We start from the raw sequence: 15,996 nt of genomic DNA on the forward strand, positions 1-15,996 counted from the left end.
CCGGTCCGCCAGACAGGCACCCATGAAAAAGCCCCGCTTTGCAGCGGGGCTTTTTGCATATTACGGTAAAGCGAACTCAGTTAAGCTGACTGCGCAGCCAGTCGAGCACAATGCCGTAGCTGGCGGGGAGCATGGGCTCCAGCTTGTCCAGGGCGGCTTTGGTGTCGGCCGCATTGCTCAGGCAGAAGTTGATATGACCCACCTTGCGACCGGGGCGCACTTCCTTGCCATACCAGTACAGCTCGGCGCCAGGCACCGACAGCCAGTCGTCATTGCGCTCTGTGCCTACCAGATTGACCATGACGCTGGTGCTTTTCACCGTCGGCTCAACCAGCGGCAAGCCGGCCACGGCGCGCAGGTGCGCTTCAAACTGGCTGACGTTGGAACCCGCCTGGGTCCAGTGACCACTGTTGTGCACTCGGGGCGCCAGTTCATTGATCAGCAGATGATCGCCGACCCGGAAGCACTCCATGGCCATGACGCCGACATAATCGAGATCATTCATCAGGGTGCTGAGCATGCGCTCGGCTTCACCCTGCAGGTGTGTCAGCCGCGCCAGGGGCGAGACCGAGCCCAGCAGAATACCGTTCACATGCAGGTTGAGGGTCAACGGATAGAAATAGCACTGGCCGTCTTCACCACGCATGCCAACGATGGAGGCTTCCTCGTCAAAGTCGATGGCCTGTTCGGCAATGGCCTGTTCGTGCCAGTCGTCGGGAATCGCATCCCGGCCCGGCTCGCGCAGCCAGTGCTGGCCACGGCCGTCGTAGCCGCCGGTGCGCCGCTTGAGCAGTACCCGCTCGCCCAGAGCCTGATGCAGATCCTCGGCGCTGGTGTCGGTTTCCACCAGACGCCAGGGTGCGGTGGCCAGACCCAGCCTGTCGATCAGTGACTTCTGGGTGTAGCGATCCGCCAGAATGGGAAAGGTGTTCAGGTTCACAAAGGCCGGGTGGGCCGCCAGCTGTTGAGTGGCGGCGGTCTCGGGCCACTGCTCGCGCTCGGCGGTGACCTTTTCATGGGCTTCCAGCGGAAAGGTTTCTTCGGACTCAATATCAACCGGACGCACGTCCAGATTGAGGGGCATGCCCGCATGTTTCAGCATCTGGCCCAGCTGGCCGGCTCCCAGTACCCAGATACGGCTCATGCGTCCTCCCGCGGATCCGGGCTGCCCAGTACGGTGCTGGTTTGCTCGGTACGGAAGCTTTCCAGTCGCTCGGCCAGTTCGGCATCGTTGTTGGCCAGCATCTGGCAGGCCAGCAGGCCGGCATTAAAGGCACCGGCGGTGCCGATGGCCAGGGTACCCACGGCCACGCCCTTGGGCATTTGCACGATGGACAGCAGGCTGTCGAGGCCGCTCAGGGCCTTGCTCTGTACCGGCACGCCCAGCACCGGCAGGCGGGTCTTGGCGGCCACCATGCCCGGCAGGTGCGCCGCGCCGCCGGCACCGGCGATGATCACCTGATAACCGCGTTCGACGGCCTTTTCACCGAATTCCATCAGTTTGTCGGGGGTGCGGTGCGCCGACACCACTTCCACGGTATAGGAAACCTGCAGCTTGTCCATGATCTCTGCAGCACCCTGCATGGTGGGCCAGTCGCTTTTCGAGCCCATGATGACGGCAACTTTTGCTTGCATGACTACTCCTGTTCAACAACGTTCAGCATATTCTGGTGGATCTGGGGGAGCGCGGATTATAGCGAAACGGCGGTTTTGCGGCTAGCGGCAAACGCTCCGGGGGTGGACATTACCTGACTCTGTCGCTAAGGTATGACCCATGTAACAAATAAGGGTATTGCAACATTGAGGAGGTGTACGCCTTATGATGGGCGCGACCGAAGATTTACCGTAACGCACGACCCTGTGTCGTCGACCGCACAATACCAGGCTAACGCCAACGTCTTTAAGCGCACTGCTTCGCTGCAAAACATACTCGAATTGTTTGCCGAACCCTAACCGGTTCTACACGTCCGTTGCCGTCAGCCAGGTCGTCCAAACCGCGCCCCGCATTTCACCCTGGGTGATGCTGCTGGCGCTTGTCTGTGTTTTTCGCAAGACAGGGAGATGAACTTGGAACTCTATCAATTTTCCAGCACGACTGTGCTGCTGCTGCTGGCCGCCTTCTACGGCGGAACCTATCTGATCACCACCTTCATCAAGAAGGAAGAGGAAGACACCGACGCCTTTATGGTGTCCAACCACAGCGTGGGCTTTGGCATGGGGGCGGCCAGCATGACCGCCACCTGGATCTGGGCCGCCTCGTTTTATGCCGCCGCTACCTCGGGCTACACCTACGGGGTGTCGGGTCCGCTTCACTATGGTCTGTGGGGCGCACTGATGATTTTGTTCATCTACCCCTTTGGCCGTCGCTTCCGCGCCCTGGCGCCCAACGCCCATACTCTTGGGGAAGTCATTCACGCCCGTCACGGCTCCTCGAGCCAGTTGATCCTGGCGTTTTCCAACCTGCTGGGCAGCATCATCAGCCTGATGGTGAACTTCACCGCCGCCGGCGCCCTGGTGTCGGTGCTGTCGCCGCTGTCCTTCCAGACCGGCGTGATCATCGCCGGCGTGGGCGTACTCAGCTACACCCTGTGGTCGGGCTTCCGCGCCTCCGTGCTCACCGACTTCGCCCAGCTGATCGCGCTGATGGCCATCGCCGTGGTGATCATTCCTGCCGTGCTGTTCGCCATGGGCGGCCCGGCCGAGGTGATGAACGGCTTTGATCACCTCACCGCCGAGCAGGCCAACCTGTTCTCCACCGATGCCGTTCTGCATCAGGGTGCGCCCTACTTTGTGGCGGTGCTGGCCTATGCCATCGGTAACCAGACCATTTCCCAGCGGCTGTTTGCGGTCAACGAGAAGCACATCAAACCGACTTTCCTGACCGCTACCCTGGGCTACGGCGCCATTGTGATTGGTCTGGGCATGATCGGCCTGATGGCCCTGACTACAGGTGTTGAGCCGCTGAACGGTGACATGAACAACCTGATCCCGCAGATGGTGTCCAGCTACCTGCCGCCGGTATTTATTGCCCTGTTCTTTATTCTGGTGATCGGCTCGCTCTCATCCACCGCCGACTCGGATCTGTCTGCCCTGTCCGCCATCGTGATGGCCGACGTTTACGGCAAGAACATTGCCAGGGGCAAGGCCGATCCCAAGCGCATGCTGTTTATCGGCCGGCTGACCATGGTGGTGGCCACCATGCTGGGCATTGTCTTTGCCAGCTTCTCTCTCGATATTCTGGTGATGCTGGTGTTCGTGGGCGCACTCTGGGGTGCCATCGTATTCCCGGTCATCGCCAGCTGCTTCTGGAACCGGGTCACCAACCGGGCCTTTACTACCTCGGTAGTGGCTGCCCTGATCATGTTCTGCGTGGCCCGCTTTGAGCTGCTGCCCATGACCGGCGCCGTGGCCGTGCTGTTTGAACTGCTGGCCAGTATCGGTGGCGGTGTGGTGATCGGCCTGATGGCGTTCGGCTTCTTTGGGCGCCACGTCGGCTTTATCGCCGGCATCCTCGCCGGCCTGGCGCTGATGTTCTTTGCCACCGGTTTCCTGCGGGAATATACCGTGTTGCTGTCTTCTCTGGTGGCCTACGGCGTCAGCACCCTGGTTTGCGTGCTGGTGAGCCTGATGGACGACCAGAAGTTCGACTTTAATCTGATTAAAAAGCGTGTGGGCAACTACGACGACCGTTTCGAGCATGCTGCTCCGGCTGCCATGAAAACCGCTCACCTTGCCAAGGAGTCCTGAATGAATGAACTGACCCTGGGGGCCTATATTCTGATCTGGCCCGCCCTCACCCTCTGGGTGCTGATCATGATCTGCCGCGGCGTGTGGAAAGACATCGTCGCCGCCAAGAAGGAAAACCGCGAGCTGGTGTAAGCCACCGCGGAGAGCAAAAAGCGGACCTCAAGGGGTCCGCTTTTTTTGTAATCATACGAAGGCAAGCGATTCATTAGCTTCACGAAGCAGCAGCGGGGATTGCCGTAGCCGACCGTCAAATTCCAGGGATGGAATTTGCCGAGCGTCCCACGGATGGGCTTGGAGCGTGTCGGCGGAGTGCAACCACGCTGTTGCTTCGCATGCTGTGTATATCAGGCCGCCAGCCAGCGGGCGTAGAGCGGAATGCCCACCAGTACATTAAAGGGAAAGGTCACCGCCAGTGAGGCCAGCATGGCGAGGCCAATGTCGGCCTTTTCGATGGCGGCGCCAATGGCCGCCGGGGCGGCAATATAGGAAGCACTGGCCACCAGCGCCACCAGGATCAGCGCGCTGCCCGCCGGCAGACTGAGCGCCGAGGCCGCCACAACCCCCAGGCCCGCCAGCACCAGGGGGGCTGCCAGGGCAAACAGCATCACCGGCCAGCGCTTCCAGGGCACCGGCGTCAACGCCTTGGCCGCGCACAGCCCCATTTCCAGCAAAAACAGCGCCAGCAACGCCTTGAAGGCGTGAATAAACAGATCGCTCACCGGCGCCGCCCGCTCGGGACCGTAGAAATAGCCGATAAGTACGCCGCCGGTAAGCAACACCACGCCCCGGCTGGTGAGCGCTTCATGCCAGACGCTGCCGCTGCTGGCAACACCATCCTGTCCCGCCAGCCGTTTGTACAGGGAAATGGCCACCACGATGGCGGGCAGCTCCAGCAGCACCAGGTAAAGGGTGGTTTCCGGCGCGATTTCCAGCTGCAGGGTCTGGGCATAGGCCAGCGCCACCGCAAAGGTGCCGGCGCTCACCGAGCCGTAGTGGGCGGCCAGGCTGGCGCTGTTGGCCTGATCGAGACGCAGCAGCCGGCGCGCCAGCGGATAGCACACCAGCGGGATCAATACTCCCAGGGACGCCACCGCCAGCAGCTCCGGCACCAGCTGCCAGTGCAGGTTGCCGTGCAGCGCCAGCCCGCCCTTGAAGCCGATGGTCAGCATCAGCAAAATCCCCAGGGTATCGTAGGCGGCCTTGGGCACCTGCAAGTCCGAGCGGGCCAGCCCCGCAACTACCCCCAGCGCAAAAAACGCCACCACTATATCCGGCATATCATTCCCCCTTTGTCTGATAAATAACGTCTGGTAAATCACGCGCACAGCCGGGCCTGCGACAGGGCCAAGGGCCTGCCGGCATGGCAGAAAACGGGCTGTAAACGAGTGCCGGCCGAAGCCGAGTCTGGAAAGTGGGGACATTGTGCGTTGCCGGCGCTATAGTTACCAATAAATGTTATTTAAGCTATATATAGATAATTGTCCATGAATGTACGCCACCTGACCTTCCGCCTGCTGCAGGTATATGTGGCCGTGGTGCGGCTGGGATCCGTGTCCCGGGCCGCCGCCCAGTTGCATCTGACCCAGCCTACTGTTTCCCAGCAGCTCAAACGCCTGGCCGAGGCGGTGGGCGAACCACTGCTCGATAACCAGATGAAACCCACCTTTATCGGCACCGAGCTCTACCATGCCGCCCTCGACGCCCTGTCCCGCTTTGAGGATTTCGGCGGTTTTCTGCAGGATGCCCGCCAGGGCACCCGAGGCAGCTTCAGCATTGGTGTGGTGACCACCGCCAAGTATATTCTGCCCCGGCTGCTGGGGCCCTTTAATCGCCAGTTTCCGGGGGTGGAAGTGTCCATCAGCGTGGGCAACCGGGGCTATATTCTGGAGCGCCATCGCCATCAGCAGGACGATCTGTATTTGTTCAGCCATCCTCCCGCCGGCGAGCACACCCTGAGCGGGCGTTTTATTCACAACCCGCTGGTGCTGATCACCCCTCCGGACCACTGGGCGGTAAAAAACCCGCCGGCCAGCTTTGGCGCCCTGCTGAACGAACGTTTTCTGCTACGGGAACCGGGTAGCGCCACCCGGCTGGTATTCGAGGAATGGCTGCGCAGCCACAATCTGCAGCTGAAGCGGGTAATGCAGATAGAAAGCAACGAAGTCATTCGCATGAGTGTGGAGCAGGGCCTGGGGCTGGCGGTACTGTCGGAGCACACCCTGGCGGAAGGCCAGCACCGGCTGGGCCGCCCGGCATTGCCGGAGTTTCCGCTCACCAGCCACTGGTATCTGGTGTGCCACGGCAACCGACGCTTGCCCTACCCCGCCGCCAACTTTGTGCATTTTGTCAACGACCATCTCGCCCGCTGCGTGGACGAGCGCTACATTCACAACGATCTGGCCGCCCTGCTGGCACACCTTGATCGTTCCTTGTAACTTGTAATAAGCACCATTGAACGGTCAGGCTCACCTGACAGTAATAAACAGATTATCAATGCGATTACCCATTAGCAGGCGGGCTCTGAACCGGCCGCCAGCTCAAGACCATCAATCCCGCCAGGGCGGAAAACACGGAGGCAAGAAATATTCCCGTTTTGGCCGCATCGAGCAGACTATCATCAAACGCCATGTCTGCGATAAACAACGCCATGGTAAAGCCGATCCCGGCGAGCAGACCGCCGCCAGCCAACAGAGGCCAGCTGAGTCCGGGTGGCAGAATGGCAATATGCAGCCGCAGCGCCAGCCAGCTGAACAATAAAATGCCAACCGGTTTACCAAGCACAAACCCCATAAACACCGCCAACGTGACCGGCCCTCCCAAATGATTGAACGACAATGTCACTCCGGCGTTGGCAAAAGCAAAAAGGGGCATAATGACGAACCCCACCCAGGGGTGCAGCGCCATTTCAAGCCGCTCTACCGGCGATAGCGTTTCACGAGCCGCTATTTCCGCCATTTTCAGGGTCTCCCTGTCCTCGGTATGCCCGCTGTTGCCTTCTCGACCAGCGGGATGTGCCACCACCTGATTTAGAATCGCGTACAAACGAGTGTCACTGACCCACCGGCGCGCAGGCGTCATCAGACCCAATATGACTCCGGTTATGGTGGCATGCACTCCGGAGGCATCCACCACGAGCCAAATCAGGACACCCATCAGAATATAGAGTGCAAAACCACGAATCCCCATTCTCGACATCCCTCCGACCACAGCCAGCCCCAGCCCGGCGACGATCAGAAGTGGCCAGGCGATGTCAGTGCTGTAACCGATGGCCACGATCAGAATGGCGCCAATGTCGTCCACTATCGCCAAAGACAACAGAAACATGCGCAGGCTTTGAGGTATACGCGATCCCAGCAGGGCCAGGCAACCGATCACAAACGCCGTATCGGTCGCCATAACGGTCCCCCAGCCTGGCTGGCCGGGCTGAGCATATTGCAACAGCAGGTAAATGGCAGCCGGAACCAGCATCCCCCCCAAAGCGGCAGCAATGGACAAGGCCGCCACTCGTGGCCGACTCAATTCCCCAAGCACCCACTCCCGCTTTAGCTCCAGCGCAACCAGAAAAAAGAACAGCGTCATCAGACCATCATTAATCCACTCACGCAGGGAGCGGACCAACACCATTGGTCCGGCACTCAAGCCTGCCGGCAGCTCCCAGAAATGTTCAAAAGACATCGCCCAGGGTGAGTTGGACACCGCCAGTGCCGCAAGGGTAAACAGCAGCAGCATGGCTCCGGCCGTTGTCTCAACCTGAACAAAACGTACAAAGGGATTTGTCAGCCGCTCGACCAGTGCTTTTGGCAATCGGGTGGTATTGGAAGGAACTGTCGGGTCCGTGTTCATCATGGAATTTCCCGTATAGGAGGCATGGTGCGCTCAGCTTGCATACCAGAGCACCGCAAAGTAATGGCAAACAGTGCCTCCCATCACAAAGAGGTGCCAGATGAAGTGGCCGAAGCGCAGCTTTGAATCGGTTGCAAAAAACACCACGCCCAGGGTGTAGAGCAACCCGCCTCCCGCCAGCCACAGCAGTCCCGGCATGGGCAAAACAGACAACAAGGGTCCGGCAGCCAGCACAATCAGCCAGCCCATAACCAGATAAAGGCCGGTAGCCACCACCGGATGAGGACGTCTCGCCACAATATTCAACACAATGCCGGCAGCCGCCATCCCCCAAATCAACCCGAACAGGGTCCATCCCCAGGCGCCACTGAGCACGCCCAGGGTAAATGGGGTGTAAGTACCGGCAATAAGCAAAAAAATCGCGGCATGCTCAATACGCCGGCACAGCCGCTTGAGACCGCCGGGCCAGAGCAGGTGATAAAGCGCCGAGGAGAAATACAGCAACATGGCCGTTGTAGCAAAGACACTGGCACCCGCCACATCGGCCGCCGTGCCGTAACGCACCTTGTTTATAATCAGCCAGGGGGTGCCGATCGCCATGGCAACCAACGCCAGGCCATGACTGATGCCATTTGCAAGTTCTTCACCGCGCGACTGCTCGCGCGATAGCCTGGAGTCAAATGAACGCATATGGTTGCCTGTCAGCGCGACCGGCAAAATGGTCGTCTCAAACGAGGTTGAGTGCCAAGGAAAATCAAACCGGCTTTGTTCAGCATAGTGGCAGACCTGAACATTGCCTATTAATACGCCATCTGTTGTCAGAACAACACGGCAGCCGAGACCTGAGCAAGAGCCAAAAAAATCGTTGTCGTTAGCATTTGGCAGAGCTCTGGATATCCAGCTGCCACTTGGCCTGCCGGCGGTGCAGCAAGCGGCCCTGTGGCCCCCGCCCCTGCTCCAGAATTCTCACCCGGCCCTGCTCCATACTCAGCACCGTCTGGGCCCGGGTGCCGTAATCGTCGCCGGTAATAAAAATCGACGACAGCCGGCGCTCCAGCTCAAAGGGAATGCCGGTATCGGGCAGGGCGCCGTCGGGAGCTCGCGTGGCGTCGCTCAGCAAGGCCATGGCGGCGCCTTCATCGCCGGCGGACAGCGTGGCCAGGCCGCGTTTCAGCCGCACCGTCTTGGGCCAAGGGGTATTGAGCAAGCCGTTGGAGAGTCCGTAAAGACCGGCCGGCAAGGCGCGGGGCTCAGCGCCAGGGCGGTTGCCGCCATAGTGCAGCTCGCCGGTGAGCAAGTCTCCTGCCAGCAGGTTAAAACCGGCGTACTCTTCTCCCCTGGCCAAAACTTGTTGCAGGTAGTGATGGGGAGATGACTCGCCGGTGAGAAACCCGGTGACCAGCTCGCCCCGGCTGCGCTTGCCGGCCTGGGGCGCGCCTTCCCGAAAATTGGTAAGCGCGGCAAAACGGCCGGCCTGAGTAATGCCCAACCAGGTGCCGCCCGCCTGCCGATCCCGGCCGGCCCAGAGCCCGGGATATTCCGGCCACCAGCCGGCGGGATCCGTGGGCCGGGCATGGAATTCATCCCGGTTGGCCAGCAGCAACAGGCGGCCATCGGCCGGTTGCCAGTCAAAGGCAATTAAACACAAAACGGTTACCCCTTTACATTTACATCGAATTTAACTGGCCCGGACCGGGCTCCGGCCTATGGATTCAGCGGTTCGCGCACCCGCCAGAAGCTGGCAAAACGGGGCAGCCCGGTGGCGGTCTCGCCACGGTAGCGGTACGTCACCACAGTACCCGGCGCCGGCGGGTTGCGCCGTTGCACATCGGTGAAGCCGGTACCCAGTTTAAAGCGCCGGCCATCTTCCGTTTCCACCAGCAGGGATCCCATCATGCCGGCATATTTTCCCTGCCCCGGCAGCTGCGCCAGCACGGTGGCCTCGGCATCCTGAAACTGTTTGAGTTTCAGCAACTCCTGATTACGCTCGGCTGCATAGCGGCTGTGCCGATGGCGCAACATCAGGCCTTCACCACCCTGATCCGTTATTTCATCCAGCAAGGCCGCCAGGGCGGCGGCATCGGCCACCTCACGCTGTTCCACCCATTGCAGCCAGGGTACCTTCAGTGCTGCCAGCAAACGCCCCAGGTGTGCCGCCCGCTGCTCAAAGGGCAGATCGCTTGCCGGTGAGTCAAACACCATAAAACGAATCTCACGCCATTCCTCCTCCACAGGTTCAAAACGGCGCACCGCCGCCGACAGCTCGGCAAACCGGCCGCGACCGATCCACAGCTCACCATCGAGGGGTGTGTCGGGAAAGTCCGCCATAAACCAGCCGGGTGCAGCAAAAACATGGCCGCTGCGCGACACCAGTTGGCGGCCGTTCCAGTATGCCCGCACGCCGTCGAGCTTTTCGCTCACCAGGTAATCAACCGGGTTGTGATGAGGGGCATACTCCGCCGCCAGCTGCAGCGGCGGGGCCTCGGCCAGGGCCGGTACTATTAATCCCGGCCACAGCAGTGGTAATACCAGCGGAAAGTGTTTCATAACGTGCTCCTTGTTGTTGTCCGGCAAAGTCTAGCCGCCCACAACAAAAGCCGTTATTTATCCCGATCGGGCACCACATTAACCGGCCGGGACGCCACCCAGCCACAGCCGAACTGCAGCAATTGCAGGGCCATCATCAGCAGCAGGGCCCCCTGCCAGGCGCCTTCAAGATCCCGTATCACGCCCAGCGCCGCCGGCCCGGTGGCCGCCAGCAGGTAACCGATGCTCTGGGCCATGGCCGACAGCGCCGTGGCCTGGGCGGTATTGGTGGCCCGCAACACAAAAAACGACAACGCCAGGCTGAGCGCACCACCACACCCCACCCCGATCAGCGAGGCCCACAATAAGGGAGCCGTGGCCGGTTGCCACCAGAGCCCGGCCAGACCGGCAAAGGAGGCAAGGAAGATGCCCAGCACCAGCCGGTGCTGACTGGCCATGCGCGCCGCCAGTATGGGCACCACAAAGTTGAACGGAATACTGACCAGGTTGATCAGCGCCGTGGCGGTGCCGGCATGGTGGGCATCCAGGCCGCTTTCCAGCAGTATTTTGGGCAGCCAGGTGGCCATGGAATAAAAGTAAAACGACTGCAGCCCCATATAAAAGGTAATGGCCCAGGCGGTTTTATCCCGCCACAGGCTCACCCTGACCGGATGGGACGGGCGCCCGACACTCTTCACCTTCAGCATGGGCAGCCAGAACAGCACGCACACCAGCGGCAGTACCGCCCACAAGGCGACCGGGTAATGCCAGTGACCAAACCGCTCCAGCAAGGGCACCGCCAGATACACGCCCAGACCGGCACCGGTGCTGAGGGTGACCGAATAAAGGCCGGTCATCAGCCCCACCCTGCGGGGAAAAAACGCCTTCACCAGCCCGGGAATAAGCACATTGAGCAGGGCAATGGCCGCGCCCAGCAGCAGGGTGCCCAGCAACACCACGGCGTAATCGTCTGCCAGCCGCAGCAGCACGCCGAAACTTATTACCAGCAGACCGGCAATGGCCAGCACCTGGGGTGACCAGCGCCGGGACAAGGCCGGCACGCACAGGGAAATAATCCCGAAACAGATCAGCGGCAGTGTGGTCAGCAGGCTGAAGGCACTGGCGCTGATATTCAGGCCGGCGCGGATCTGCTCCACCAGCGGCCCCACCACCACCAGGCCGCCGCGCAGGTTGGCGGCGGCCAGCAGCAGGGCCACCACCGCCAGAAAGGAGACAAAGGGACGACCGAAAAACGGATCGTCCACATCAGGTTGCGTGCTCATTATTGTTATACCTTGTTGTTATGAAAGGGCGTACCGGCCAGCCATGTTAGGAGGGAAAACGGGGCGGCTCAAGCAATTAAAAACCCCGGTAGTGTGACCACCCCCTCTCCCGGGGCATGCTATAAAGAGTTAAAATACATAAAGAAATCATTGAAACGGAAGAGGCCATGCTGGATCCGAAAGACATTACCGCCGTCATTCTGGCCGGTGGCCGGGGGCTGCGCATGCAGGGTGCCGACAAGGGACTGCTGCCCCTGTGGGGCCGTCCTCTGGTCAGCCATGTGCTGGAGCGGCTTGAACCTCAGGTGGGCCGGGTGCTGATCAATGCCAACCGCAACCTGGAACATTACCGGAAGCTGGCCACGGTGATTCCCGACGATGAATATCATTTTGCCGGTCCGCTGGCGGGGTTTGAGGCCGGGTTGACTCATGCTCCCAGCGAGTGGGTGCTGTTCGTGCCCTGCGACAGCCCGCTGGTGCCCGCCGATCTGGCTGTGCGGTTATGCGCTGCCGTACACCGCCACGATCAGATCGCCGTGGTGGATGACGGCCATCAGCTTCACGCCGCCACCGCCCTGATGCACCAGTCGCTGCTGCCATCCCTGTGCAATTATCTGGATGGCGGGGATCGCAAACTGCAGCTGTGGTATGAGCGACACCAGCTGGTGCCGGTAGACTTCAGCGATCAGGCCAGTGCCTTTTGTAACCTGAATACCCCCGAAGCGCTGATTGAGCTGGAAGGGCGCGGAGCGTAAAAAAGGGGTCGGAGTCATTTTATTTAAATGACTTCACCCCTTTTATTGTTTAACGGCCGAAATAGCGCACAAACCGGGCCGGGTCACGCTCGGGCAGCTTGCGTACTTCCACTTCCGGGGTGCCCAGATACAAAAATCCGACGATCTGATCCTGCTCTTCCAGCCCCAGATCCCGGTGCACGCCCCGGTCAAAGGCAAACCAGCCGGTACGCCAGATGCCGTTGAAGCCCATGGTCTGTGCCGCCATCTGCATGGCCATCAGGGCGCAGCCGGCGGACAGTTCCTGCTCCAGACGCGGCACCTTGTCGTGCTCCTTTACCTTGGCCACCACGGTAATCACCATGGGAGCCCGCAGCGGCGCATTGCGGGCCTTGTCGATGGCGTCTTCGCTTTCCCCCTTCGCCTCGGCGGCGGCAGCCAGCACACCCCCCAGGGCCCGGCGCTGCTCGCCTTCAAACACGATAAATTCCCAGGGCATCAGCGCGGCATGATCCGGGGCGCGCAGGGCGGCGCGGAACAGGGTGTCCAGCTGCTCGCCGGCAGGGGCCGGCGCCACCAGACGGGGGTTGGAATGGCGGTTCAGTAACAGTTCCAGTGCGTCCATTTTTTTCTCCTGTTTTGAGACCGCGCTACCTTACCAGCCCCCGCCCGGGGCATAAAGCCTTCTGCCATGGCATACCCAACAGACTTTTTCTTCGGGTTTCGTGAGGCAGCCTTCAGTTGCCGGGGCTATCCGTGGCAATGTCAGCGGCCTCACGTCATAATGGAGCAATTCGACCCTCTTTTATTTCAAGGCGCTGCTATGTGGTCTGCCATCAAATGGTTGTTTCGCACTCTTGGCCGGGTGCTGACTCTTCTTCGCACCTTGCTTGTAAACCTGTTTTTCCTGCTGGCCCTGATTTCCCTGTTTATTCTGTTCTTTGGCGAAAAGGAAGCGCCCGTTCTGCCCGCCACCGCCGCCCTCACCCTGGACATTAACGGCCCGGTACTGGAGCAGGACGCCCAGACCGGCCCGCGCCGCCTGCTCAACAAATGGCTGTCCGGAGACAATACTCCTCCCCCCCTCACTCTGGGGCAGATCAAGGAGGCCCTGGCCGCAGCCCGGCACGATGATCGCATCAAGGTGGTGGTGCTCAGGCTGCAGAACATGACCGAATCCAGCCTCACCCGGCTGGATGAAGTCGGCGCCGCCCTTGAGGCCTTCAAAACCTCGGGAAAACCGGTTTATGCCATTGGCGATTACTACACTCAGGGCCAGTATTATCTGGCCGCCCATGCCGATGAAGTCTGGCTGAACCCCGCCGGGGCCGTCACCATTCAGGGGATGGGGGTCTACCGGCTGCACTACAAGTCGGCCTTTGAGCGCTTTGACATCACGCCCCATGTGTTCCGGGTAGGCACCTACAAATCCTTTGTGGAGCCCTATCTGCGAGACGACATGTCCGATGAAAGCCGGGAAGACGCCCTGCGCTGGCTGGGCCAGCTGTGGCAGCATTATCAGGACAATATCAGCACGTTGCGCAATATTCCCGCCGATCACATCAGCCCGGGCAAGGAGCTGCTGCTGAGCCGGTTTCGTGCCGTGGGCGGCGATCCGGCCCGCTATGCCCTGGAGCAGGGTCTGGTAGACAAGCTGGCAACCCGTCACGATATGCTGCGCCACATTGGCGAACAGGTGGGCTGGAACCACAGCGCCGGCAGTTACCAGAGCCTGAGTGTGCCCCGTTATCTGGCACACCGCTCTCAGGACGACAGCACGGCCCCGGCGGTGGGCCTGATCACCGCCAGCGGCGCCATCATGAGCGGCGAGCCAGCACCCAACACCATCAGCGACGAACGCTTGGCACGGCTTATCGACCAGGCCCGGCGCGACAATGATCTCAACGCCCTGGTGCTGCGTATTGACAGTCCCGGTGGCAGTGCCTTTGCCGCCGAGCAGATCCGTGCCGCCCTGCTGCGCTTCAAGGAGAGCGGCAAGCCGCTGGTGGTGTCCATGGGCAGCACCGCCGCCTCCGGCGGTTACTGGATTGCCGCCGATGCCGACAAAATCTACGCCGCCCCCACCACCCTCACCGGCTCCATCGGCGTCTTTGGGCTGTTTCTCACCTTTGAAGACGCCCTGGCCAAACTCGGCCTGAACACCGATGGCGTCGGCACCACCGATTTTGTCGGCGCCGGGCTGACCACCGGCCTGCCCGAACATGCCCGGGAACTGATTCAATTGGGGGTTGAACACACTTATGATCAGTTCGTGACCCTGGTGGCCAATGGCCGTGAACTCAAGCCCGAGCAGGTGGAAGCCGCCGCTCAGGGGCATGTATGGACCGGTACCGACGCCCAGGCGCTGGGGCTGGTGGATGAACTCGGCTATCTGGACGATGCCCTGGCCGGTGCCGCCGAACTGGCCGGGCTGGCCGAATACCGGGTAAAAAAGGTGCTGCTGCCCCGTTCACCCAAGGATTTGCTGATGGAGCAGCTGCTGGAGTCCAATATCGACGCTCGGGCTCTGCTCCAGGCCAGCCTTCCCGAGGCCTTGCAACCGGCCGGCGAACAGCTGGGCCGCGAGCTGGATGCCCTGTCCCGTTTTAACGACATTCGCGGCCAGTATGTACTGTGCGTGGAATGCCAGGAGTTTTAATGAGCCGCAAAAAAATCTATATCGCCTACACCGGGGGTACCATCGGCATGCAGAAATCCGCCAAGGGCTATGTGCCTCTGGCAGGCTTTATGACCGACAGCCTGGCCGCCACCCCGGAGCTGCACCGCCCGGAAATGCCGGCCTACCATATCAGTGAATATGATCCGCTGATCGATTCGTCCGACATGACCCCTGCAGACTGGCAGCGCATTGCCGACGACATTCGCGCCCATTACCACGATTACGACGGTTTTGTGGTGCTGCATGGCACCGACACCATGGCTTTTACCGCCTCGGCGCTGTCGTTCATGCTGGAAGATCTCGACAAACCGGTGATCGTCACCGGCTCCCAGATACCGTTGGTGGAGCTGCGCTCCGACGGCCGCACCAACCTGCTTAATGCCCTCTATATCGCCGCCGAGTATCCCATTCACGAAGTCGGTCTGTTTTTCAACAACCGGCTCTATCGCGGCAACCGGGCCAGCAAGGTGCACGCCGACGGTTTTAACGCCTTTGATTCGCCCAACTTTCCGCCCCTGCTCAATGCCGGTATTCATATCAGCCTTGAGGCCGGCAAGCTGAGCCAGCCCAGTGGCAAAACCCTGACTGTCAGCCCCATCACGCCCCAGCCTGTCGGCGTGGTCATGCTGTATCCGGGCATCAGCCCGGAGGTGATCGCCAACCTGCTGCGTCAGCCGGTAAAAGCCCTGCTGCTGCTGTCTTACGGTGTGGGTAATGCGCCTCAGAACGAGGCCATGCTGACCCTGCTGGCCGAGGCCTCGGCCCGGGGCGTGATCATTGTTAACCTCACTCAGTGCCGGCGCGGCTCGGTCAACATGGAAGGCTATGCCACCGGCAAGGCCCTGGCCGATGCCGGGGTTATTTCGGGCTATGACATGACCACGGAAGCGGCCCTGACCAAGCTGCATTATCTGCTGAGCAAGAACCTGCCCCCCAACGAAATACGGTTATTGATGGGGCAAAGCTTGCGGGGAGAGCTGACATCCTCTGCCAGCTAAGGCCAATTACATGTAAAAGGTTATGCGGTAGCTGCCACTTTAGTTGGCAGGGCCTGTGCAACAGGCCTTGAAGACACAGTCGTCTGCAGATTTGCGCCGGCTAAAGCGGCGCCTACAGCTCAGGTACGAAATGAGTGCATGATTAACGACACCCACAACGCAAAAAACCCGCCGAAGCGGGTTTT

At 60.7% G+C, this 15,996-nt stretch carries 15 protein-coding genes; 6 read left to right on the top strand and 9 right to left on the bottom strand.

The genetic code is table 11. The features are described from left to right. Window positions 1-76: 76 nt before the first annotated feature. Window positions 77-1,144, bottom strand: coding sequence for a 5-(carboxyamino)imidazole ribonucleotide synthase (purK, locus tag DA373_RS08860; RefSeq protein WP_107851956.1), 1,068 nt, complete (start codon window positions 1,142-1,144; stop codon window positions 77-79). Beyond that, window positions 1,141-1,635 (bottom strand): 5-(carboxyamino)imidazole ribonucleotide mutase, encoded by a 495-nt coding sequence (gene purE, locus DA373_RS08865; RefSeq protein WP_107851957.1) that lies wholly within the window; start codon window positions 1,633-1,635, stop codon window positions 1,141-1,143. The genes purK and purE overlap by 4 nt, the downstream gene beginning before the upstream one ends. Before the next feature lie 426 nt (window positions 1,636-2,061). Here purE and DA373_RS08870 point away from each other — a divergent pair, with 426 nt between their 5' ends. Both DA373_RS08870 and DA373_RS16460 read left to right on the top strand, forming a co-directional pair. After that, window positions 2,062-3,747: a sodium:solute symporter family protein gene (locus DA373_RS08870; RefSeq protein WP_107851958.1), complete on the top strand. Its 1,686-nt coding sequence runs from the start codon at window positions 2,062-2,064 to the stop codon at window positions 3,745-3,747. Then, window positions 3,748-3,879 carry a putative transporter small subunit gene (locus tag DA373_RS16460; protein ID WP_232821236.1) on the top strand — a complete coding sequence of 44 codons (132 nt, stop codon included), beginning with the start codon at window positions 3,748-3,750 and terminating at the stop codon, window positions 3,877-3,879. A gap of 212 nt (window positions 3,880-4,091) precedes the next feature. On the opposite strand, the gene DA373_RS08875 is transcribed toward DA373_RS16460, so the two are convergent. Further along, entirely contained in the window at window positions 4,092-5,024 is a 933-nt protein-coding gene (locus DA373_RS08875) for a sodium-dependent bicarbonate transport family permease (protein WP_107851959.1), read from the bottom strand. Window positions 5,025-5,231: 207 nt separating this feature from the next. Here DA373_RS08875 and DA373_RS08880 point away from each other — a divergent pair, with 207 nt between their 5' ends. After that, a complete protein-coding gene (locus DA373_RS08880; RefSeq protein WP_107851960.1) occupies window positions 5,232-6,182 on the top strand; it encodes a LysR family transcriptional regulator in 951 nt (316 codons plus the stop codon). Between the two features lie 64 nt (window positions 6,183-6,246). On the opposite strand, the gene nhaA is transcribed toward DA373_RS08880, so the two are convergent. The 5 genes from nhaA to DA373_RS08905 all read right to left on the bottom strand — a co-directional run bounded on the left by nhaA (window position 6,247) and on the right by DA373_RS08905 (window position 11,399). Continuing rightward, window positions 6,247-7,593 carry a Na+/H+ antiporter NhaA gene (nhaA, locus tag DA373_RS08885; RefSeq protein WP_232821237.1) on the bottom strand — a complete coding sequence of 449 codons (1,347 nt, stop codon included), beginning with the start codon at window positions 7,591-7,593 and terminating at the stop codon, window positions 6,247-6,249. Between the two features lie 30 nt (window positions 7,594-7,623). Continuing rightward, window positions 7,624-8,307, bottom strand: coding sequence for a PAQR family membrane homeostasis protein TrhA (gene trhA, locus DA373_RS08890; RefSeq protein ID WP_232821238.1), 684 nt, complete (start codon window positions 8,305-8,307; stop codon window positions 7,624-7,626). A gap of 154 nt (window positions 8,308-8,461) precedes the next feature. Continuing rightward, window positions 8,462-9,238: an NRDE family protein gene (locus tag DA373_RS08895; RefSeq protein WP_107851962.1), complete on the bottom strand. Its 777-nt coding sequence runs from the start codon at window positions 9,236-9,238 to the stop codon at window positions 8,462-8,464. A 56-nt stretch (window positions 9,239-9,294) separates the two neighbouring features. Then, entirely contained in the window at window positions 9,295-10,137 is an 843-nt protein-coding gene (locus tag DA373_RS08900) for a DNA ligase (RefSeq protein ID WP_107851963.1), read from the bottom strand. Window positions 10,138-10,190: 53 nt separating this feature from the next. Further along, on the bottom strand, window positions 10,191-11,399 hold the full coding sequence (locus tag DA373_RS08905) for a CynX/NimT family MFS transporter (protein ID WP_107851964.1): 1,209 nt from the start codon (window positions 11,397-11,399) through the stop codon (window positions 10,191-10,193). A gap of 167 nt (window positions 11,400-11,566) precedes the next feature. Here DA373_RS08905 and mobA point away from each other — a divergent pair, with 167 nt between their 5' ends. Beyond that, complete coding sequence (mobA, locus tag DA373_RS08910) at window positions 11,567-12,154, top strand: molybdenum cofactor guanylyltransferase MobA (RefSeq protein ID WP_107851965.1); 588 nt, start codon at window positions 11,567-11,569, stop codon at window positions 12,152-12,154. A gap of 49 nt (window positions 12,155-12,203) precedes the next feature. Here the strand turns inward: mobA and DA373_RS08915 are convergent, their stop codons facing one another. After that, complete coding sequence (locus DA373_RS08915; RefSeq protein WP_107851966.1) at window positions 12,204-12,758, bottom strand: NAD(P)H nitroreductase; 555 nt, start codon at window positions 12,756-12,758, stop codon at window positions 12,204-12,206. A gap of 198 nt (window positions 12,759-12,956) precedes the next feature. Here DA373_RS08915 and sppA point away from each other — a divergent pair, with 198 nt between their 5' ends. Beyond that, the gene (sppA, locus tag DA373_RS08920; protein ID WP_107851967.1) at window positions 12,957-14,792 is read left to right on the top strand and encodes a signal peptide peptidase SppA; all 1,836 of its coding nucleotides are present in this window, start codon (window positions 12,957-12,959) and stop codon (window positions 14,790-14,792) included. Then, window positions 14,792-15,811: an asparaginase gene (ansA, locus tag DA373_RS08925; RefSeq protein ID WP_107851968.1), complete on the top strand. Its 1,020-nt coding sequence runs from the start codon at window positions 14,792-14,794 to the stop codon at window positions 15,809-15,811. The genes sppA and ansA overlap by 1 nt, the downstream gene beginning before the upstream one ends. The last annotated feature ends 185 nt before the right edge of the window (window positions 15,812-15,996 follow it).

It is taken from the genome of Oceanimonas marisflavi (assembly GCF_003049725.1).
Lineage (GTDB): Bacteria > Pseudomonadota > Gammaproteobacteria > Enterobacterales > Aeromonadaceae > Oceanimonas > Oceanimonas marisflavi.